16 protein-coding genes are annotated in these 20,336 nt (G+C 73.7%); 7 read left to right on the top strand and 9 right to left on the bottom strand.

The features are described from left to right. Positions 1-117: 117 nt before the first annotated feature. Together SM452_RS11985 and SM452_RS11980 are read left to right on the top strand one after the other, a co-directional pair. The gene (locus SM452_RS11985) at positions 118-582 is read left to right on the top strand and encodes a PRC-barrel domain containing protein (protein ID WP_262014731.1); all 465 of its coding nucleotides are present in this window, start codon (positions 118-120) and stop codon (positions 580-582) included. Between the two features lie 51 nt (positions 583-633). Next, entirely contained in the window at positions 634-1,374 is a 741-nt protein-coding gene (locus SM452_RS11980) for a tyrosine-protein phosphatase (protein ID WP_463839929.1), read from the top strand. A 51-nt stretch (positions 1,375-1,425) separates the two neighbouring features. Here the strand turns inward: SM452_RS11980 and SM452_RS11975 are convergent, their stop codons facing one another. Together SM452_RS11975 and SM452_RS11970 are read right to left on the bottom strand one after the other, a co-directional pair. Further along, positions 1,426-2,520, bottom strand: a complete 1,095-nt coding sequence (locus SM452_RS11975; protein ID WP_463839928.1) for a branched-chain amino acid aminotransferase — start codon at positions 2,518-2,520, stop codon at positions 1,426-1,428. Positions 2,521-2,709: 189 nt separating this feature from the next. Beyond that, the gene (locus tag SM452_RS11970) at positions 2,710-3,741 is read right to left on the bottom strand and encodes a 3-isopropylmalate dehydrogenase (RefSeq protein ID WP_262014728.1); all 1,032 of its coding nucleotides are present in this window, start codon (positions 3,739-3,741) and stop codon (positions 2,710-2,712) included. A gap of 219 nt (positions 3,742-3,960) precedes the next feature. Here SM452_RS11970 and SM452_RS11965 point away from each other — a divergent pair, with 219 nt between their 5' ends. After that, the gene (locus tag SM452_RS11965; RefSeq protein WP_355507534.1) at positions 3,961-4,833 is read left to right on the top strand and encodes an FAD:protein FMN transferase; all 873 of its coding nucleotides are present in this window, start codon (positions 3,961-3,963) and stop codon (positions 4,831-4,833) included. 311 nt (positions 4,834-5,144) lie between these two features. Further along, a complete protein-coding gene (locus SM452_RS11960; protein WP_355507532.1) occupies positions 5,145-5,501 on the top strand; it encodes a hypothetical protein in 357 nt (118 codons plus the stop codon). A 60-nt stretch (positions 5,502-5,561) separates the two neighbouring features. Here SM452_RS11960 and serA read toward each other — a convergent pair whose 3' ends face one another. Further along, positions 5,562-7,160, bottom strand: coding sequence for a phosphoglycerate dehydrogenase (gene serA / locus SM452_RS11955; RefSeq protein WP_355507530.1), 1,599 nt, complete (start codon positions 7,158-7,160; stop codon positions 5,562-5,564). 370 nt (positions 7,161-7,530) lie between these two features. On the opposite strand from serA, the gene SM452_RS11950 reads away from it, so the two are divergent. Next, a complete protein-coding gene (locus SM452_RS11950; protein WP_262014726.1) occupies positions 7,531-9,216 on the top strand; it encodes a tetratricopeptide repeat protein in 1,686 nt (561 codons plus the stop codon). 57 nt (positions 9,217-9,273) lie between these two features. Here the strand turns inward: SM452_RS11950 and ilvC are convergent, their stop codons facing one another. The 4 genes from ilvC to SM452_RS11930 form a co-directional block, all read right to left on the bottom strand. Further along, entirely contained in the window at positions 9,274-10,287 is a 1,014-nt protein-coding gene (gene ilvC / locus SM452_RS11945) for a ketol-acid reductoisomerase (protein ID WP_120571299.1), read from the bottom strand. A gap of 58 nt (positions 10,288-10,345) precedes the next feature. Then, a complete protein-coding gene (gene ilvN, locus SM452_RS11940) occupies positions 10,346-10,861 on the bottom strand; it encodes an acetolactate synthase small subunit (RefSeq protein ID WP_013284504.1) in 516 nt (171 codons plus the stop codon). Then, complete coding sequence (locus SM452_RS11935) at positions 10,862-12,757, bottom strand: acetolactate synthase large subunit (RefSeq protein WP_262014725.1); 1,896 nt, start codon at positions 12,755-12,757, stop codon at positions 10,862-10,864. A 180-nt stretch (positions 12,758-12,937) separates the two neighbouring features. Beyond that, positions 12,938-15,385, bottom strand: a complete 2,448-nt coding sequence (locus SM452_RS11930; protein ID WP_262014724.1) for a putative bifunctional diguanylate cyclase/phosphodiesterase — start codon at positions 15,383-15,385, stop codon at positions 12,938-12,940. A 110-nt stretch (positions 15,386-15,495) separates the two neighbouring features. Here SM452_RS11930 and ilvD point away from each other — a divergent pair, with 110 nt between their 5' ends. Then, entirely contained in the window at positions 15,496-17,343 is a 1,848-nt protein-coding gene (gene ilvD, locus SM452_RS11925; RefSeq protein ID WP_463839927.1) for a dihydroxy-acid dehydratase, read from the top strand. Positions 17,344-17,404: 61 nt separating this feature from the next. Further along, the gene (locus SM452_RS11920; protein ID WP_463839926.1) at positions 17,405-18,127 is read left to right on the top strand and encodes a hypothetical protein; all 723 of its coding nucleotides are present in this window, start codon (positions 17,405-17,407) and stop codon (positions 18,125-18,127) included. Between the two features lie 110 nt (positions 18,128-18,237). On the opposite strand, the gene SM452_RS11915 is transcribed toward SM452_RS11920, so the two are convergent. Next, positions 18,238-19,929, bottom strand: a complete 1,692-nt coding sequence (locus SM452_RS11915) for a SulP family inorganic anion transporter (protein WP_355507521.1) — start codon at positions 19,927-19,929, stop codon at positions 18,238-18,240. Further along, positions 19,926-20,264 carry an ArsR/SmtB family transcription factor gene (locus SM452_RS11910; protein WP_013284484.1) on the bottom strand — a complete coding sequence of 113 codons (339 nt, stop codon included), beginning with the start codon at positions 20,262-20,264 and terminating at the stop codon, positions 19,926-19,928. The genes SM452_RS11915 and SM452_RS11910 overlap by 4 nt, the downstream gene beginning before the upstream one ends. Positions 20,265-20,336: the final 72 nt, after the last annotated feature.

Genomic DNA, 20,336 nt, shown 5'->3' with positions numbered 1-20,336 from the left:
CGGCCCCTCGGCGTCGGCGGGCCGGCCGCCGGCGGGTTGGTGCCCGGACAGGGTGGGTAACCCTCCCGACTGACGACGGCGCCGCGACGGCCGCGGCCCTGGGACGGGAGGCGGCACATGGACGGACTGGACCCGCGCGCCACGCACGGCGGCACCGAGCCGATCCTCGACGACGGCCGGGGCACGGTCGCCGGGGGCGCCCCGGCGGGTGCCTTCGACCCGTGGCGCTACCGCGACGAGGCGGGTGTGGCGAGCGCCGACCTGACCGGCTACAAGGTCGAGGCCACCGACGGCGCCATCGGCAAGATCGACCGGGCGAGCCACGAGGTGGACGACAGCTACCTGGTCGTGGACACCGGGCCGTGGATCTTCGGCAAGAAGGTGATGCTCCCGGCCGGGACCGTGAACCACGTCGACCACGACGCCCGCACCGTGCACGTCGACCGGGAGAAGGACCAGATCAAGGCCGCCCCGGAGTACGACGAGTCCAGCCACGCCGACCCCGGATACCGGGACCGGCTGGGCGGCTACTACGGCGAGAGCCACTCGGCACTGCCGCCGGACGTGCCGCCGCGCGCCTGACACCTCGGTGACGGCCGGCGGGGACGCGCGAACGCCCCGCCGGCCGTTACCGTGTCGGATGTGGACGCCCCGGAGAGCCCCTTCCCCGCCCTGTTCAACTTCCGCGACGTCGGCGGATACGCCGCTCGCGACGGGCGCACCGTCCGCCGCGGCCGGCTCTACCGCTCCGACTCGCTGCACCGCATCGACGACACCGACCGGAGCGCGTTCACCGCGCTCGGCATCCGTACCGTGATCGACCTGCGCCGCCCCACCGAGGTGGAACGCGACGGGCGGGTGCCCGACTACGACGGCCTGACCTACCGGCACATCCACCCCGAGCATGCCGACTGGGGCGCGAACCGGTTCGACGCCTCCGGCGTGAGCCTGGCCCGCTACCTGGCCGACCGGTACGCCGACCTGGCGCGTACCGGCACCGCCGGGCTCGCCGAGGCGGTCGGGTTGATCGCGGACAGCGCCAACGCCCCGGTGGTGGTGCACTGCGTCGCCGGCAAGGACCGCACCGGCATCGTCTGCGCGCTTACGCTCTCCGTGCTCGGGGTGCCCGACGACGACGTGGTAGTCGACTACGCGCTCAGCACCGCCGCGTCGCGGCGCTTCACCGAGTGGGTCCGGGCCACGCTGCCGGACGCGGAGGAACCACCGCCGCCGTTCCTGGAGTCACCGGCCGAGACGATGGAGCTGTTCCTCGCCGAGCTGCGCGGCGGCTACGGCTCGATCGAGGGCTACCTGACCCACGCCGGCGTCACCGACGCGCAGCTGGAGTCCCTGCGCACCCACCTGCTGGACTGACCTGCCCCGCGGTGATCGAGGAGCGAACCCCTCGATCACCGCGAAGGGCCGTCAGAGGACCCGGGTGACCCAGCCGTGCGGGTCGGCGGCGCGGCCGCGCTGGATGTCGACGAGCTTCTGCCGCAACGCCATCGTGGCCCGGCCCGGCTCGCCGCCGCCGATGAGGAACTCGCCGTCGGGGAAGCGCACGCCACCGATCGGGGTGATCACGGCGGCGGTGCCGCAGGCGAACACCTCGCGCAGCCGGCCGCTCGCCGCGTCGGCCCGCCAGTCGTCGAAGCTGACCGGCGCCTCCCGCACCTCGTGCCCGGCCTCGGCGGCGAGGGTGAGGATCGCGTCGCGGGTGATGCCCGGCAGGATCGTGCCGCCCAGCGGCGGGGTGACGATGCTGCCGTCGTCGTAGACGAAGAAGACGTTCATGCCGCCCAGTTCGTCGACGTACCGCCGTTCGACCGCGTCCAGGAACACCACCTGGTCGCAGCCGGCCTCGATCGCCTCGGCCTGCGCGGCGAGCGAGGCGGCGTAGTTGCCGCCGCACTTGGCCGCGCCGGTGCCGCCGGGCGCGGCCCGGGTGTAGTCCGGCGACACCCAGACCGTCACCGGCTTCACGCCACCGGCGAAGTACGCGCCGGCCGGCGAGGCGATCACGCAGTAGAGGTATTCGTTGGCCGGGCGGACGCCGAGGAAGACCTCGCTGGCGAACATGAACGGCCGCAGGTAGAGGCTGGCGTCCTCGTGCTCCGGGATCCACGCCTGGTCGATCTCGACCAGGCGGCGCAGCGACTCCACGAACGTCGCCTCCGGCAGCTCCGGCATGGCCAGCCGGCGGGCCGACGCGGCGAACCGGGCCGCGTTGGCCTCGGGACGGAACATCGTCACCGCGGCACCGGTGCGGTACGCCTTCAGCCCCTCGAAGATCTCCTGCGCGTAGTGCAGCACCGCCGCGGCCGGGTCCATCGGGATCGGCGCCCGCGCCTCCAGACGGGCGTCGTACCAGCCCTTGCCCTCGGCGTAGCGGATCGTGACCATGTGATCGGTGAAGACCCGGCCGAAGCCGGGGTTCGCCAGCAGGGCGGCCCGGTCGGCGGCGGATACCGGCGCGGGATTCGGACGGATCTCGAAATCGAGCATGTCACCACCGCTCATCGCGCTGACCTCCCTGCGGGTTGACGGCATGCGGGATCGCACGCCGACGTCACTGGTGCCAGAAAACTTACCCCGAACGGTCGTTCAGCGGATAGCTCCGCCCCGGCGGAGACGACGCGCCGGACGGTCGGGGTGGCCCGGTGACGGGTCTGGCGGCCCGGTACCGGGCCGCCGGCAGGGTCGGCCCGGTCAGGCTACGGCGTACGCGGCGAGCCGGTCGCCGACCTCCTCGGTGCGCAGCGGCGTCCCCGGCGTACGCGCGGCCAGCTCGGCACCGACCGCGGCGGTGACCCGGGCGGCGGCGTCGGGGTGGCCGAGCTGGTCGAGCAGCAGCGCGGCGGACAGCACCGCGGCGACCGGGTCGGCGACGCCCTGGCCGGCGATGTCCGGCGCCGAGCCGTGCACCGGCTCGAACATCGACGGGTAGCGCCCTTCGGGGTTGATGCAGCCGCTGGCCGCGAGCCCGATGCCACCGGTCACGGCGGCGGCGATGTCGGTGAGGATGTCGCCGAACAGGTTGTCGGTGACCACCACGTCGTACCGCGACGGGTTCGTCACCAGGAACATCGCGGCGGCGTCGATGTGCTGGTATTCGGTGGTCACGTCCGGGTGCTCGGCGGCCACCGCGGCGAAGGCGCGCGCCCACAGCGACCCGGCGTGGGTGAGCACGTTCGTCTTGTGCACGAGCGTGACCTTGCGCCGCTCCCGGCGGCCGGCCCGGGCGAACGCGTCACGGATCACCCGCTCGACGCCGTGCCGGGTGTTCAGGCTCTCCTCGGTGGCCACCTCGGCCGGGGTGTCCCGGTGCAGCGCGCCGCCGGCGCCCGCGTACAGCCCCTCGGTGCCCTCGCGGACCACCACGAGGTCGACCTCGCCGGGCTTGACCGCGGCCAGCGGACCGGCCACACCGGGCCAGAGCCGGGACGGGCGCAGGTTGACGTACTGGTCGAAGGCGAACCGGAGCTTGAGCAGCAGACCGCGCTCCAGCACTCCCGGCGGCACGGTGGGGTCGCCCACCGCGCCGAGCAGGATGGCGTCGTGGCCGGCCAGCTCGTCGAGGACGGAGTCGGGCAGCACCTCGCCGGTGCGGTGGTAACGTGCCGCGCCCAGGTCGTACTCGGTGGCCTCGATCCCGGGCACCACCGCGTCGAGGACCTTGCGGGCCTGCGCGACCACCTCGGGTCCGATGCCGTCGCCGGCCACCACCGCGATGTGTGCCACCTGGCGCTCCTCGTCTCGTCGTTAGGCGCAACCGTACGTCGCCGTCCCGGCCCCCGGTACGAATCTTCCATCATCCGGGACGGCGAATCACAGGAGGCTCCCAGCCGGCACTCATGCTGCGGTCATCTCCACTGCTTAGGGTCGGATTCACCGGGTCGACGGGGGCCCGGAATCCGGCACCGCCGCGACGCGGCGGCGACCACCGAGGGGGCAGGTGTCATGCGGATCGAGCACCGGCGGGCCCACTGGGCGGACGAACAACCACGTACCCGCTGGGTCGACCAGTCCGCGTTCCGCCCGCTCCGGCCGGACCTGCACCTGGGCACCACGAAGCACCGCGTCGAGCGGGCCGGCACCTCCGCGTCCGGGCGGATCAGCGTCCGGCACACCGTCACCACCTCGACCGCCGACTACACGATGCTGCTCAACGCGCCGGAGTGGTTCGGCCACCGGGCGGTCAGCGAGGCGCTGCGCGACGCCGTCGCCGAGCTGCGCGCCGTCGACCTCACCTACGGCCCGAACCGGCCGGACAGCCTCGTCTCCCGGCTGCGCCGCGACGAGATCAGCCCCGACTCGTACCCTCCGCTGGCCGACCTGATCGACCTCTGCGCCGCCATGCGGGCGGCCACCGACGGCTGGTTCGACGCCTGGGCCGTGCCCGGCGGCTTCGACCCGGGCGGCCTGCTCGGCGGCTGGGCGGTGGAGCGGGCCGCGGCGCGGTTGCGCGCCGCCGGCATCCACGACTACGCCGTGCTCAGCGGCGCCGACCTGACGGTACGCGGACACGCCGCCCACGGCGGACCGTGGCGCGTCGCCGTGCACCACCCCACCGACACCCGCCGGACACCCGTCGTGCTGGAGATGACGACGGGCGCGGTCGGCACCTCCGGCGTCACCGGCCGGCGCGGGCACGTCGTCGACCCGCACACCGGCGAGCCGACCGACCGGCTGGTGGCCGCCACCGTGCTCGGACCGAACCTCGCCGTCGCCGACGCCTACGCCACCGCCCTGTACGCCGCCGGACCGGCCGGGCTGGCCTGGTTCCGCCACGACACGGACTACCGCCCGCTGTTCGCGCACCACCGGCGCTGATCTGCTGCCCTGTTGCGGAGCGCGATCGGCCCCCACGGTCTCGGCAACGACCGTGAGGGCCGGTCAGCGACGAGTGCGCGTGGCTCGCGCAATCGAGGGGTGCGGGCCGAGGGGCCGGGCGCCCGACCACGCCACCCGAAGACGGGCCGGGGATCGACTCAGCGGAAACCGCATCGGTACGCTAGCGAATCGACGCAACTCGACGCAAGAGTCTCCACAGCGGACGCCGGGTGGACGATGTCGGCAATCAGCGGTGAACGCACGGTGGGGCAGAGGTGACGGGCCCGGCGCGGGATGGCACGCTGTCCGCCGTGAGTTTCGATCTGAGCGTGTGGGCCCTGCCGGACGGGGCGACACCGGAGCAGGTGCGGGCGGCGGTGCAGCAGTGCCGCGAGGGCTGGCACGGCGAGCAGCACCCCGACCCGCGACTCGTCGCCTTCTACCGGGCGATCACGGCGAGCTATCCGGACCGCCCGGCCCGGCCCGGTACGCCGTGGGAGGTGGCGCCGCTGCACACGGCCGCCGACCACATCGAGATGAACCTGCATCCGACCTGCCCGGACCAGGTGCTGCTGGACATCGAGCGGCTGGCCGGCGAGCACGACCTGATGCTCTTCGACGCGCAGGACGGCTCGGTCTACCCGCCACCGGCCCGCGTCCGTTCCTGACCCACCGGGACGACGAAGGGCCCGGCCGATCCGGCCGGGCCCCGATGTGTCCTGTTCGGACTACACGTCGCGCAGGTCGGCCGCGCTGGCCGCGACCGCGCCGATCGAGTCGGCCGCGGAGGTGAGCAGGTCGGCGCCGAGCGCCTGGTCGACGGTGAGCGTCATCAGCGTCTCGCCACCGGCCTCGCGGCGGGCCACCTGCATGGCGGCGATGTTGACGCCGGACTCGCCGAGCAGCGTGCCGACGGTGCCGACCACGCCGGGCCGGTCGGCGTAGCGCAGGAAGACCAGGATGCCCTCCGCGCCGATCTCCACGTCGAAACCGTCCACCTCGGTCAGCTTGAACACGTCCCGGGTGCCGGTGTGCGCCACGGTGCCGGAGACGCGGACGGTACGCCCGTCCGGCAGCGCCCCGCGTACGGTCACCAGGTTCGGGTGGTCGACGGTCTCGCCCGGCGTGGCGAGCGTGACCTCGACGCCCCGCTCGGCGGCCAGGTGCGGCGCGTTGACGTAGGTGACCTGCTCCTCCACCACGGAGCTGAACAGGCCCTTGGTCGCGGCGAGCTTGAGCACCGACACGTCGTGGGCGGCGATCTCGCCGCGCACCTCGACGGTGACGCTGGCGGCCACCCCGCCGGCCAGGGCGGTGAACGCCCGGCCCAGCCGCTCGGCCAGCGGCAGCAGCGGGCGGACGTCCTCGGCGACCACGCCGCCGGCCTGCACGTTCACCGCGTCCGGGACGAACTCGCCCTGCAGCGCGAGCTTGACGCTCTTGGCCACCGCGAGACCGGCCTTGTCCTGCGCCTCGTTCGTGGAGGCGCCCAGGTGCGGGGTGGCCACCACGTTGTCGAAGGCGAACAGCGGCGAGGAGGTGCACGGCTCCTTGGCGTACACGTCGACACCGGCGCCGGCGACGCGGCCCTCCGCGATCGCGTCGGCGAGCGCCTGCTCGTCGACCAGGCCGCCGCGGGCGGCGTTGACGATCCGGACGCCCGGCTTGACGATCGCCAGCTCCTTCTCGCCGATCAGGCCGACCGTCTCCGGCGTCTTCGGCAGGTGGATCGAGATGAAGTCGCTCTCCCGCAGCAGCTCCTCCAGCCCGACCAGGCGGACGCCGAGCTGGGCGGCGCGGGCCGGCTGGATGTACGGGTCGTACGCGATCAGCCGGGTGCCGAACGCGGCGATGCGCTGCGCGAAGAGCACGCCGATGCGGCCGAGGCCGACCACGCCCACGGTCTTGCCCTGGATCTCGACGCCGGTGTACTTGGACCGCTTCCACTCCCCCGCCTTGAGCGCGGCACTGGCGCTGGCGGTGTTGCGGGCGACCGCGAGCAGCAGCGCGACGGCCTGCTCGGCGGCGGAGACGATGTTCGAGGTGGGCGCGTTGACGACCATGACGCCGCGCGCGGTGGCGGCCGGCACCTCGACGTTGTCCAGTCCGACGCCGGCCCGGGCGACCACCTTCAGCCGCGGCGCGGCGGCGATCGCCTCGGCGTCGATCTGGGTGGCGCTGCGTACGATCACCGCGTCGGCCTCGGAGAGGGCGGAGAGCAGAGCGGGGCGGTCGGTGCCGTCCACGTGGCGCACGTCGAAGTCGTGGGCGAGCACCTCGATGGCGGCGGGGGCGAGTTCTTCGGCGATCAGTACGACAGGATTCATCGGTCCTCGTAGACGCTCGGTAATGGTTCGGCCTGGGGCGCCGGGACGCCGCGCTGCGCCCTGCGCCGATCCGTGCCACGGCCGTCGGGTGCGCTCGGGCACCACACCAAGGATGGTAGGGGGCCGCCCGCCCGGCGTGTCCCGGACTGCGGGGTGAGGGCCCTCACACAGCCCCGTCGCACGCCTGTCATCCCCTGTTCACCGGACGCGGCGACTGGCGGGCTCCCCGTACAACGGAGGCAGCACCCGCACGGGGAGGGAGCCGCAGATGTCGGTAATGGTCCGGATCGCGCTGTTACGGCCGATGGCCCGACTGGGCCCGCACCGGTGGGGGCCACGGTTGGCCGAGGTCCTGATCACCCGGTCTCAGATGGTGAGCGGGCTGCCGGGTTCGACCGCCCGGCGCACGGCGGCCGCCGAGGAGGCGGTGACGCTCTGCCGGCGGCTGGCCGCCGAGCGGCCGGACCAGCACCGGGTCGCCCTGGCCCGGGCGCTGGTGGCCCGGGCCGCCGCGCCCGACACCGTGCCCGTCGCCGAGGCGATCGGCCAGCTCCGGGAGGCCATCGGGTACGTCGAGGACACCGACGACCGGCCGGAACTGGTGGTGCTCGCCACCGCCCGCGGGCTCCTCGCGCTGAACCTCCACCTGTGCGGGGAGGTGCGGGAGGCGCTCAGTCTGGCGCTGCGGGCCCGAGCGACCTGGCGCGCCTGCGGGGCATTGCGGCCGCCGGAGCGGATGCGGTTGGCGCGGGCCCTGCTGACGATCGGTGAGGGCAAGGAGTCGCTGGGCCGGACGGAGGAGGCGAACACGGTCCGGCGAGAGGCGCTGGAGCTGCATCGCGGTCTTTCCGCCTATCGGCGGATCCAGTGGACAGGCATCGGCGCGTCCGCCGCGACGGACCTCGCCCAGGGCCTGGCGGCCACCGGTGCGGCACGCGAGGCCCTCGAGTTGATCAAGGAATCCCGCGTCGACGTGGAGCTGTGGAGCGGGATCCAGCCCCGGTCGGGGCGACAGCTGCTGGCCCGGGCCATGCTGATCGAAGCGGAGTGCCGGGCGCAGCTGGACGACCCGGAGGCGGCCGTGCGGCTCGCGGAGCAGGCCGTCGGCCGGCAGCGGGCGATGGTGACGGCCGGAACGCCGCGCGCCGGGGCCGCACTGGCCCACGGGCTGCTCGTCCTCGGCGACCTCACCGCGCGGGCCGGCCGGCCGGACGACGCGGCCGCGCACCTGACCGAGGCGGCGGCGCTCGCCCGCAACGGCCACGACGACGTGCTGGCCCAGGCCCTGTTGGACAGGCTCGAGCTGCGGGCCGCGGCCGAAGACCGGGCTGCGGTCGACATCCTGCTGGCCGAGTTACTTCCGCTCTGCCGGGAGAACGCCGGGCGGCTGCCGGAGGTCTGGCGTCCCCGGCTGGCCCGCGCCCTGCTGATCCGCTGCGCGCTGACAGTGGACGAATTGACGACGGGCTCCGGCGGTTCGCCGGCGGAGGCACCAGGCCGGCGCGGGACAGCGCCGCCGGACGGACCGGCCGAGGACGGCCTGGCAGGCGGAGGCGCGACGAGCACCGGGCGGGACGGAGACGGCCTGGCGGCCGGACGGAAGGCGGTCGAGCTGGCCCGGTTGCTGGCCGGCGGCGACCCGGCGTACCGGGACCTGCTCGGGCGGTGCCTCTTCACGCTCGCGGGCGCGGTGAACCTGGCCGGTGACCCGCGCGGGTCGGCCGATCTGCTGCGCGAGTGCGTGACCGTGCGCCGCGAGCTGTTCGGCGTCGACCCGGTGGCGACCCGGCTCGGGTTGGCGGAAGCCCTGTGCAACCTGGGCAACCGGGTGCACGCCCTCGACCGGCTGGAGGAGGCGGTGGGGATCTACCGGGAGTGCCTCGACCTGCTGCGCGCCGACCCGGACCGGATCGACCGGGCGGAGCTGCTCACCCCGCTGCGCAACCTCGGGCTCACGCTGTCGCGTCTGGACCGCAGGGCCGAGGCGGAGCGGGTCCGGGACGAGATCGCGGCCGTTCAGGAGACGGTCGGCGCCGGTCGCTCCGATCCGTCGTGACGGCCCGCGGCCCGACGCCGGGGAGAGCGTCGGGCCGCGGGCCGCACGAGGAAGAGATCAGGCGGTCTCGGTGATCGGCCGGTCGACCCAGCTCATCATGGCCCGCAGCTTCTGCCCGGTCTCCTCGATCGGGTGCGCCGCGCCCTCGGCCCGCCACTTGGCGAAGTTCGGCCGGCCGGCCTCGTCCTCGGCCACCCACTCGCGGGCGAACTCGCCGGACTGGATCTCGCCGAGGATCTTGCGCATCTCGTCCTTGACCCGGGAGTCGATGACGCGCGGGCCGCGGGACAGGTCGCCGTACTCGGCGGTGTCGGAGATGCTGTAGCGCATCCGGGCGATGCCGCCCTCGTACATCAGGTCGACGATGAGCTTCAGCTCGTGCAGGCACTCGAAGTAGGCCACCTCGGGCGCGTAGCCGGCCTCGGTGAGCACCTCGAAACCGGTCTGCACCAGCGCCGCCGCGCCACCGCACAGCACCGCCTGCTCGCCGAACAGGTCGGTCTCGGTCTCCTCGGTGAACGTGGTCCGGATCGCGCCGGCCCGGGTGCCGCCGATCGCCTTGGCGTACGCCAGGGCCAGGCCGAACGCGTTGCCGCTGGCGTCCTGCTCGACCGCGACCAGGCAGGGCACGCCCTTGCCGTCGACGTACTGGCGGCGGACCAGGTGACCGGGGCCCTTCGGGGCGACCATCGCCACGTCCACGTCGGCCGGGGGCTTGATCAGGCCGTACCGGATGTTGAAGCCGTGCCCGAAGAACAGCGCCTTGCCCGCGGCCAGGTTCGGCGCGATGGACTCGGCGTAGATGTGCCGCTGGGCGGTGTCCGGCGCCAGGATCATGATCACGTCGGCCTCGGCCGCCGCCTCGGCCGGGGTGAGCACCCGCAGGCCCTGCTCCTCCGCCTTCGGCCGGCTCTTCGACCCGGCGGGCAGGCCGATCACCACGTCGACGCCGGAGTCGCGCAGCGACAGCGCGTGCGCGTGGCCCTGGCTGCCGTACCCGATCACGGCGACCTTGCGGCCCTGGATCAGGCCCAGGTCGGCGTCGTCGTCGTAGAACACCTCAACGCTCATTGACTTCCCTTTCGTACGGCGGTGCCCGTCGGCCCGTCGAAAAACTTGTGGGTACGGATCAGGCGGCGCGCAGGGCCGGGCCGGCGGTGATGGCCCGCGAACCCCGCCCGATCGCCACGGTGCCGGACTGGACCATCTCCTTGATGCCGAACGGCTCCAGGTCGCGCAGCAGCGCGTCGAGCTTGTCCGGCGTGCCGGTCGCCTCGATGGTCAGCGTGTCCGGCGCGACGTCGACAACCCGGGCGCGGAACAGGCCGACCGTCTCCAGCACCTGGGCCCGGGCCGCGCGGTCCGCGCGGACCTTGACCAGCAGCAGCTCGCGTGCCACCGACACCTGCGGGTCCAGCTCCACGATCTTGAGGACGTTCACCAGCTTGTTGAGCTGCTTGGTCACCTGCTCCAGCGGCGAGGACTCGGCGTTGACCACGATGGTGATGCGGGAGACGTCCGGGTTCTCGGTCTCGCCCACGGCGAGGCTGTCGATGTTGAACCCGCGCCGGGAGAACAGCCCGGAGACCCGGGCCAGGACACCCGGCTTGTTCTCCACCAGCACGGACAGCGTGTGCATAGTCATTTAGAGTTCGTCCTCGTCGAACGCGGGGCGCACACCCCTGGCGAACATGATCTCGTCGTTGCTGGTGCCGGCGGCGACCATCGGCCAGACCATCGCGTCCTTGCCGACCACGAAGTCGATGACCACCGGCGCGTCGTTGATCGCCATGGCCGCCTCGATGGTCTTGTCCACGTCGGCGGCGTTCTCGCAGCGCAGACCGACGCAGCCGAGCGCCTCGGCGAGCTTGACGAAGTCCGGGATGCGGTGCTTGTGGGTGCCCAGCTCGGTGTTGGAGTAACGCTCCCCGTAGAACAGGGTCTGCCACTGCCGCACCATGCCCAGGTTGCCGTTGTTGATCACGGCGACCTTGATCGGGATGCCCTCCAGCGCGCAGGTCGCCAGCTCCTGGTTGGTCATCTGGAAGCAGCCGTCGCCGTCGACCGCCCACACCGTGGTGTCCGGCTTGCCGACCTTGGCGCCCATCGCGGCCGGGACGGCGTAGCCCATCGTGCCCAGGCCACCGGAGTTGAGCCAGGTGTGCGGCTTCTCGTACGAGATGAACTGGCTGGCCCACATCTGGTGCTGGCCGACGCCCGCCACGTAGACCGCGTCCGGGCCGGCGATCTCGCCCAGCCGCTTGATCACGTACTGCGGGGAGAGCGTGCCGTCGGCCGGCTCCTCGAAGCCGAGCGGGTAGCGCTCGCGCAGGTCGTCGAGCTGGGCCCACCAGTCGGTCAGGTCGGCCGGCGGGTGCGCGGCCTGCTCGGCGGTGACGGCGGCGATCAGCTCGTCGATCACGTGCCGCGCGTCGCCCACGATCGGGACGTCGGCGTGCCGGTTCTTGCCGATCTCGGCCGGGTCGATGTCGGCGTGCACGACGGTCGCGTCCGGCGCGAACGAGTCCAGCTTGCCGGTCACCCGGTCGTCGAAGCGGGCACCCAGCGCCACGATCAGGTCGGCCTTCTGCAGGCCGTAGACCGCGGCGACGGTGCCGTGCATGCCGGGCATGCCCAGGTGCTGACGGTGCGAGTCGGGGAACGCGCCCAGCGCCATCAGCGTGGTGACCACCGGGATGCCGGTCTGCTCGGCCAGCTTGCGCAGCCCCTCGGTGGCGCCGGCCTTGAGCACGCCGCCGCCGACGTAGAGGACCGGGCGGCGGGCGCCGGTCATCAGCCGGGCCGCCTCGCGGATCTGCTTGCCGTGCGGGTGCAGCGTCGGCCGGTAGCCGGGCAGGTCGAGCGTGGGCGGCCAGGAGAAGGTCGCCGGCGCCTGGAGCACGTCCTTGGGGATGTCGACGAGCACCGGGCCGGGGCGGCCGGTCGCGGCCAGGTGGAACGCCTCGGCCAGCACGCGGGGGATCTCGTCGGCGGTCTGCACCAGGAAGTTGTGCTTGGTGATCGGCAGCGTGATGCCCTGGATGTCCGCCTCCTGGAAGGCGTCGGTGCCGATCGACGGCCGGGCCACCTGCCCGGTGATCGCCACCATCGGGACCGAATCCATGTACGCGTCCGCGATCGGCGTCACCAGGTTCGTCGCGCCCGGACCGGAGGTGGCGATGCACACGCCGACCCGGCCGGTGGCCTGCGCGTAGCCGGTGGCCGCGTGCCCGGCGCCCTGCTCGTGGCGGACCAGGATGTGCCGGACCGTGGAGTCGTAGAGCGGGTCGTAGGCGGGCAGGATCGCGCCGCCCGGAATGCCGAAGACCACGTCGACGCCGAGCGCCTCCAGCGACCGCACGAGCGAACCGGCGCCCGAGACCTGCGCGGTGGCGGGCTCCCGTACGGGCGTCTCGGTGGTGGCGGCCGCCGGGACGGTACGGCCGGGGCGGGCGGCGGGGTCGGAGTCACCGGCCGCGCCGGTGCCGGAGCGGGCACGGCGGGCGGAGTGGGCGAGGGTCTCTGGCGTGGGTCTCGTCATGGCGGTTCAAGCCTTCGGAAGTGAGTGGGTGACGCGCTTCTCAGGATGGGACGGCGAGGTCCCGGCGATGGTCCGACGGCAACAAAAAAGCCCACGTGCAGGATGCACGGGGCCAGCGCACTCTCGGTGGGAGAGTGCGCTCAGGTAAGTACTCGCGGCGACCGGTTCGACGACATGCGGCTAAGCCTGACGCATCTCACGCGATGAGTCAACTGATCCCACATTTTGGTTCACGGACGTGGGCGTGTCGGTCACCGACAGCCCCTCCACGACCGGTGCCACCTGCGAAGATCCCTCCATCGGGGGACGCTGCGCGGGCACCGCGGCGGGCGGATTGTTGCGCAGCCTCGGCAGCAGCGGCGACGGGGCGCGCGCCGGCGCGGGCGGCGGCGCCGGCGGCATCGCGGTATACCGGTTGCCCGGCGCGGTGGCCGCCTCCAGCATCGCCTCCAGGTGCTCGGCCGGTACGCCCCAGCCGAACAGCGCGCCCTGGCCGAACCGGCACCCGGCGGCCACCACCGCGGCCAGCTCGGTCGGGTTGGTGACGCCCTCGGCGATCACCTCCAGCCCTAGCTGGTGACCCAGGCGCATGACGATGTCGACCATCGGGGCGAACGCCGGGCCGTCCCGCCCGACCGGCCGGACCGGCTCGTGCTCGGCGACCAGACTGTGGTCGATCTTCAGGATGTCGATCGGCAGCCGCCGCAGCTGGCCGAGCGACGAATAGCCGGCGCCGAAGTCGTCCAGCGCGATCCGCACCCCGGTCAGCCGCAGCGCGGTGAGCCGCCGGATCAGCTCGTCCAGGTCGGTGGCGACCGCGTGCTCGGTCACCTCCAGCACCAGCCGCTGCGGCGGCACGTGGTGCGCGCGCAGCGCGTCGGCGACCTGGACCACGTACTCCGGGGCGTGCAGCTCGCGCGGCGACACGTTCACCGACACCCAGACGTCGTGCCCGTCGGCCAGCCAGCGGGAGAGCTGGAAGCAGGCCTGGTGCAGCACCCACGCGCCGAGCTTGGCGATCATCCCGCACTCCTCGGCGAGCGGGATGAACTCGTCCGGCCGGACGTTGCCCAGCTCCGGGTGCCGCCAGCGCAGCAGCGCCTCCGCGCCGACCGGCCGCACCGACGGCAGCGAGGCCACCGGCTGGAAGACCAGCCGCAGCTCGTCGCGCTCGATCGCGCCGCGCAGCTCGTGCTCCATCCGGGTGCGCCGGCTCAGCAACTGGTCGTACGTGGCGTCGTAGCGCTCGATCCGGTTCTTGCCCCGCTGCTTGGCGTAGCGCAGCGCCAGGTCGGCGTTGCGCAGCAGCAACTCGACGTCCTGCTCCCGCTGCCCGGCGGCCACCCCGATGCTCACCGACAGGAAGACCGGCCCGTCCCCCTGCTCGTACGGGCGGCCGAGCACCCCGAGCAGGCGGTCGGCGACCGGGCCGGGGTCGGCCGCACCGTGCATCAGCACCGCGAACTCGTCACCGCCGAGCCGGGCGGCCAGGTCGCCCGGGCGCAGGTTGCCCCGCAGCCGCCGCCCCACCTCGACCAGCACCGCGTCGCCGACGTCGTGCCCGCGCATGTCGTTGACGTTCTTGAAGCCGTCCAGGTCGAGCCCGAGCAGCACGCACGGCACGCCCGCCTCGGCGCTGCGGTGCAGGGCACGCAGCAGTCCGCGCCGGTTCGCCAGCCCGGTCAGCGGGTCGGTGTGCGCCAGCTCGCGGAAGTGCGCCTCGCGCTCGGCGAGCCGGATCGCGTAGCCGCGGACGTCGTTCAGGGCCAGATATTGCCGGGTCACCAGCGCGAACCCCTCGACCGTGCCGGCCACGATCGCGTACCCGTCGAACCCGCCGCCCTGCACCAGGTGGTACATCGCGGAGGCCGCCATGGCGAACATCGGCACGAAGGCGTACTCGCCGTCGCGGCGGATGAAGTCGACGTCGAGCTGCGTCAGGTCGGCGCGGCGCCCGGCCACGGCCGTGGCCATCAGCCCGGCGGCGGTCAGCACCGCGCCGGTGAGCACCATGCCCGGGCCGGCCTGGCAGAGCCCGGCGGACACGGCCAGGCCGCCGGCCGTCACCGCTGTCGCGCCGGCCGCGAGCAGCGTGAGCCACCCGCGCGGCGGCGCGACCCGCAGCACGACGATCACGGTGAGCCCGGTGGTGAGCGCCGCACTGACGGTGGCCAGCACGATCGGCAGGCAGGCGACCGGGGTGGCGTCGCCGAGCAGCCGGGTCGGCTCGCTGATCGCCACCCAGCCGACGAACCAGAGCGCGCTGCCCATGATCAGGCCGTCGAGCAGCAGCCGGGCGGTGGCCGCCCGGGACGCGGCGGCGCCGGGCAGCCGCAGTACGGCGGCACCGAGACCGAGCGCGGCGAGCGTCGTGCCGACGGCGACCAGGATCGCCCATCCGGTCCGCTGGCCCTGCCGGTGCGCCCAGTGGTCACCGGCGGCCAGCAGACCGCCGAGGCCGACCAGGAGGCTGAACAGGGCGGCCCCGGCGGCGACCGCGAGCAGCAGGTGAGCCGGCCGGCGGGGGCCGGTGCGGCGCCGCACCGAGGCGGCGAGCAGCACGGCGGCGCCGGCCGCGGCGATCCCGCTCAACACCGCGACGGTGACCATCCCCGGGGACGACTGCACGCGTCAACTCTGCCGGATGAGCGCCTCCCGTGGGGCACCGGGTGTGCAACTGTTGGGACACAGGGTGCGCGCGGCGGGGTCACCGCGCGGATGGTGTCAGACTGGTTGTCATGCCTGAGCTGCGGTCGAGGACCTCCACCCACGGTCGGACGATGGCCGGCGCCCGGGCCCTCTGGCGGGCCACCGGGATGACCGACGACGACTTCGGCAAGCCGATCGTCGCCATCGCGAACAGTTTCACCCAGTTCGTACCCGGTCACGTCCACCTCAAGGACCTCGGCGGCCTGGTCGCCGACGCGGTGGCCGAGGCCGGCGGCGTCGGCCGGGAGTTCAACACGATCGCCGTGGACGACGGCATCGCCATGGGCCACGGCGGCATGCTCTACTCGCTGCCCAGCCGGGAGCTGATCGCCGACGCGGTGGAGTACATGGTCAACGCGCACTGCGCGGACGCCCTGGTCTGCATCTCCAACTGCGACAAGATCACCCCGGGCATGCTGCTCGCCGCGCTGCGGCTCAACATCCCGACCGTCTTCGTCTCCGGCGGCCCGATGGAGGCCGGCAAGACGGTGGCGATCGAGGGCGTGGTGCACTCCAAGATCGACCTGATCGACGCCATGATCGCCTCCTCCAACGAGGCGGTCACCGACGACCAGCTCGGCGAGATCGAGCGCTCCGCGTGCCCGACCTGCGGCTCCTGCTCCGGCATGTTCACCGCCAACTCGATGAACTGCCTCACCGAGGCCATCGGCCTGGCGCTGCCCGGCAACGGATCCACGCTCGCCACCCACGCCGCGCGGCGGTCGCTGTTCGTCGAGGCCGGGCGCACCGTCGTCGAGATCGCCAAGCAGTGGTACGAGAACGACGACGCCTCGGTGCTGCCGCGCTCGATCGCCGGCCGGGAGGCGTTCGAGAACGCGATCGCCCTCGACGTGGCGATGGGCGGCTCCACGAACACCGTGCTGCACCTGCTCGCCGCCGCCCGCGAGGCGGAACTGGACTTCGGCGTCGCCGACATCGACGCGATCTCCCGCCGGGTGCCGTGCCTGGCCAAGGTCGCGCCGAACTCGCCGAACTACCACATGGAGGACGTGCACCGGGCCGGCGGCATCCCGGCCATCCTCGGTGAGCTGGACCGCGCCGGGCTGCTGCACCGCGACGTGCGGTCGGTGCACTCCCCCAGCCTCGACGAGTGGCTGGCCGACTGGGACGTGCGCGGCGGCGCGGCCCGGCCGGAGGCGATCGAGCTGTTCCACGCCGCGCCGGGCGGCGTGCGCACCACCGAGCCGTTCTCCACCACCAACCGCTGGTCGTCGCTGGACACCGACGCGGCCGGCGGCTGCATCAGGGACCGGGAGCACGCGTACAGCGCGGACGGCGGCCTGGCCATCCTGCACGGCAACCTCGCGCCGGCCGGCTGCGTGGTGAAGACCGCCGGTGTGCCCGAGGAGTGCCTGACGTTCCGCGGCCCGGCCAAGGTCTACGAGTCGCAGGACGACGCGGTGACCGCGATCCTCGCCAAGGAGATCGTCGCCGGGGACGTGGTGGTGATCCGGTACGAGGGCCCGAAGGGCGGCCCCGGCATGCAGGAGATGCTCTACCCCACCTCGTTCCTCAAGGGCCGTGGGCTGGGCCGTTCCTGCGCGCTGCTCACCGACGGCCGGTTCTCCGGCGGCACCTCCGGCCTGTCCATCGGGCACGTCTCCCCGGAGGCGGCCTCGGGTGGGCTGATCGCGCTGGTCCGCGACGGCGACGAGATCGTCATCGACATCCCGGGCCGGTCGATCGAGCTGAACGTGCCCGCCGACGAGCTGGAGGCACGCCGGGTGGCCGAGGAGAAGCGGGACCGCCCGTACACGCCGGTCGACCGGCAGCGCCCGGTGTCGGCGGCGCTGCGCGCGTACGCGTCGATGGCGACCTCGGCCAGCGACGGCGCCTACCGCCGCGTCCCGGAGTGAGCAACGCGGGGCTCTGCGGCAGGGCCCCGCGCGACGCCCGCCGCCGGTAGGGTCCGGCGGCGTGGAGACGACGGTGAGCTACGCGCGACTGGTCCGGCCCGCGATCGACCGGGTGTACGTGGGCGCCCGCTGGGGAGCCCGCGCCCGGATGGAGGCCTTCTACGCCGAGCGGGGCTGCACACTCGGCGCGGAGAACAGCTTCTTCTCCGGTGTGCTGGCCCGGCCGATGCCCGCCGAGGCGCTGGCCGACGGCCTGATCTACACGTCCGGCAGCATGGACGAGGAACTGGAGCAGGGCATCGTCGTCCGGGACGCCGACGGCGTCTGGCACCTCACCGACCTGGGCCGCGAGCTGACGCTGTTCGCCCAGCGGGCCAGCGGTGAGGCAGCCGAGGAACTGTGGTCGACGCTGCCCGGCGTGCTGCCCGGCCTGAGCATCGTGCCCCGCCTCGCCGACCTGGTCGGCCGGGTGCTAACGCACGCGCAGGCCACCGGCGGGCCGGTGTTCCGGGCGATGTCCCCGCCGTACGAGCCGGAGGGCGCCTCCCCGGCGCTGCTGCTCGTCACCCGGCTGGGCTCGCTGCGCCACCACCGCGCCGACGCGCACCGGGCCGCGTGGCGGGCCGCCGGGCTGACCGCCGACGAGATCCGGACGCTGCCGGACGGGCCGGAGCGCGCGGCGATCGAGGCGGACACCGACCGCCGCGACGAGCCGGCGTACGCGGTCCTCACCGAGGCGGAGCGGTGGGAACTGCTGGCCGGCCTCGCCGCCCTGCCCAACTAGCGCTCTCGGCCTGCACAGCCGTCGGGTGGAACGTCATGGGTGTCAAACGATGCCGTAGACACCCATGACGTTCCACTCACGGCGCGGGCGGCACTCGAAGGGACCGCAGCCTAGGCCGGGCTCGCGGCGAGGGCGACGCCCCGGGCGTACGCGATGGCGGCCGGGGTGTCCGCGAACACCAGGCCCTCGCGGCGCAGCTCGTCGGCGACGCCGAGCGTGCTGAGCACCTGGTCGTGGCCCGGCGTGATGCCGGAGAGCAGCACCGTGATCCCCCGGGCGCGCAACCGGGCGACGGCGTCGCCGAGCACCTGCGCGCCCGTCGCGTCGACGGTGGAGACGCGGGACATGCGCAGGATCACCACCCGCACGTCGGCCACCTCGGCCAGTTCCAGCAGGAAGGTGTGCGCGGCGGCGAAGAACAGCGGCCCGTCCAGCCGGTACGCGACGATGTGCTCGGCGAGCAGCGCGTGCTCCTCGGCGCTGTGCTCGCCGGTGTCCAGCGGCACCTGTTCCAGCTTGGCGCTGCGGGCCACCGCGCGCAGCGCCAGGACCGCCGCGACCGCGAGCCCGACGACCACCGCCGTCACCAGATCCCAGATGACAGTGACGGCGAACGTCAGCACCAGCACCACCGCGTCGGCCCGGGTGGCCCGCATCAGCGCCAGCAGGGAGGCCGCCTCCACCATCCGTACCGTGGTGGCGAGCAGCACCCCGGCCAGGGCGGCCAGCGGAATGCGGCCGACGAGCGGGGCCGCGGCGAGCACGATCGCGGCGAGGGCCACCGCGTGGGTGAGCGCGGCGAGCTTCGAGGAAGCCCCGGCGCGGACGTTCACCGCGGTACGGGCGATGGCGGCGGTCGCCGGGATGCCGCCGAAGACCGGGGAGGCCAGGTTGGCCAGGCCCTGGCCGAACAGTTCCCGGTCCGGGTCGTGCCGCTCGCCGACCGTCATGCCGTCGGCCACCGTGGCGGAGAGCAGGCTCTCCAGGGCGGCGAGCGCGGCCACGGCGAGGGCGCTCGGCAGCAGTACGCCCAGCGCGCCGAGGTCCACGAAGTCCAGCGACGGCGCGGGCAGCCCCTGCGGCAGCTCGCCGATCCGGGCCAGCTCGATCGGGGTCAGCTCGGCGAGCAGCGTCGCAGCGACCACCCCGACCAGGGAGAACGGCACGGCGGGCCGCCACCGGCCGCCGAGCAGCATCAGCGCCGCCACACCGAGCGCCACAGCGATCGCGGCGGGCCGGGGCTGCGCGGCGAACCGGGCGACCGCGTCGGCTGCGACCGCCCACACCTTCTCGCCGTGCGCGCCGGTGACGCCGAGCGCGGCCGGCACCTGTTGCAGCGCGATGACCACGGCGATGCCGGCGGTGAAGCCCTCGATCACCGGGGACGGCAGGTAGCGGACGTACCGGCCGAGGCGGGCCACTGCGAGCGCGATCAGGATCAGCCCGGCCAGCGCGCCGACCATCAGCACGCCACCGGCGCCGAACTGCTGCACCACGGGCACCAGCACCACAGTCATGGCCCCGGTGGGACCGGAGACCTGGAGGTTGGAGCCGCCGAAGACCGCCGCGACGGCTCCGGCGACGACGGCGGTGACCAGGCCGGCCTGCGCGCCGAGCCCGGAGGTGACGCCGAAGGCGAGCGCCAGGGGCAGCGCCACCACGGCGACGGTGAGCCCGGCGAGCAGGTCGCGCCGGGGTGAGCGGCGCGCTGCCGCCCAGTCGGCCCGGCCGGGCAGCAGCCCGCGGAACAGCCGGCCCGCCTGCCGGACGGCGTCACCGGCGCGAAGGGCCGCCGCACTCACCGGTCCGTCCCGGAGGCCCGCAGCTCGTCCAGCAGCGCGTCCCGGTCGGTGAGGACCGCGCCGAGGATGCGTCGTCCGGCGGCGAGCAGGTCGGCCACGTCGGGGGTGCTGAGCGCGTACATGACCAGCGGGCCGTCCCGGTACGAGGTGACCATGCCGGCGCGGCGCAGCACGGCGAGCTGCTGGGAGAGGTTCGACGCCTCCACGTCGATGGCGGCCAGCAGGTCGCGTACCGGCTTCGGCCCGTCCTGGAGCAGTTCGAGCACCCGGATGCGCACCGGGTGCCCGAGGGTGCGGAACAGCTCCGCCTTGGCCTGGTACAGCGGCACCGACATGACTCACCCCTCCGACGACTCTGAAGACTTTAGCACTTGCAGAAATCTTCAAATCGACGGAGATGGGGTGTG

It is taken from the genome of Micromonospora sp. SYSU B005, from assembly GCF_055362685.1.
The sequence above is the reverse complement of the archived record's forward strand: the minus strand, read 5'-3'. Positions and strand labels throughout refer to the sequence as shown.

Excerpts from the sequence above, each read along its gene's own strand:
- SM452_RS11985 (WP_262014731.1), top strand. The coding sequence starts at position 118 with ATGGACGGACTGGACCCGCGCGCCACGCACGGCGGCACCGAGCCGATC.
- SM452_RS11975 (WP_463839928.1), bottom strand. The coding sequence starts at position 2,520 with ATGAGCGGTGGTGACATGCTCGATTTCGAGATCCGTCCGAATCCCGCG.
- SM452_RS11965 (WP_355507534.1), top strand. The coding sequence starts at position 3,961 with ATGCGGATCGAGCACCGGCGGGCCCACTGGGCGGACGAACAACCACGT.
- serA (WP_355507530.1), bottom strand. The coding sequence starts at position 7,160 with ATGAATCCTGTCGTACTGATCGCCGAAGAACTCGCCCCCGCCGCCATC.
- SM452_RS11950 (WP_262014726.1), top strand. The coding sequence starts at position 7,531 with ATGGTGAGCGGGCTGCCGGGTTCGACCGCCCGGCGCACGGCGGCCGCC.
- ilvC (WP_120571299.1), bottom strand. The coding sequence starts at position 10,287 with ATGAGCGTTGAGGTGTTCTACGACGACGACGCCGACCTGGGCCTGATC.
- ilvN (WP_013284504.1), bottom strand. The coding sequence starts at position 10,861 with ATGACTATGCACACGCTGTCCGTGCTGGTGGAGAACAAGCCGGGTGTC.
- SM452_RS11935 (WP_262014725.1), bottom strand. The coding sequence starts at position 12,757 with ATGACGAGACCCACGCCAGAGACCCTCGCCCACTCCGCCCGCCGTGCC.
- ilvD (WP_463839927.1), top strand. The coding sequence starts at position 15,496 with ATGCCTGAGCTGCGGTCGAGGACCTCCACCCACGGTCGGACGATGGCC.
- SM452_RS11910 (WP_013284484.1), bottom strand. The coding sequence starts at position 20,264 with ATGTCGGTGCCGCTGTACCAGGCCAAGGCGGAGCTGTTCCGCACCCTC.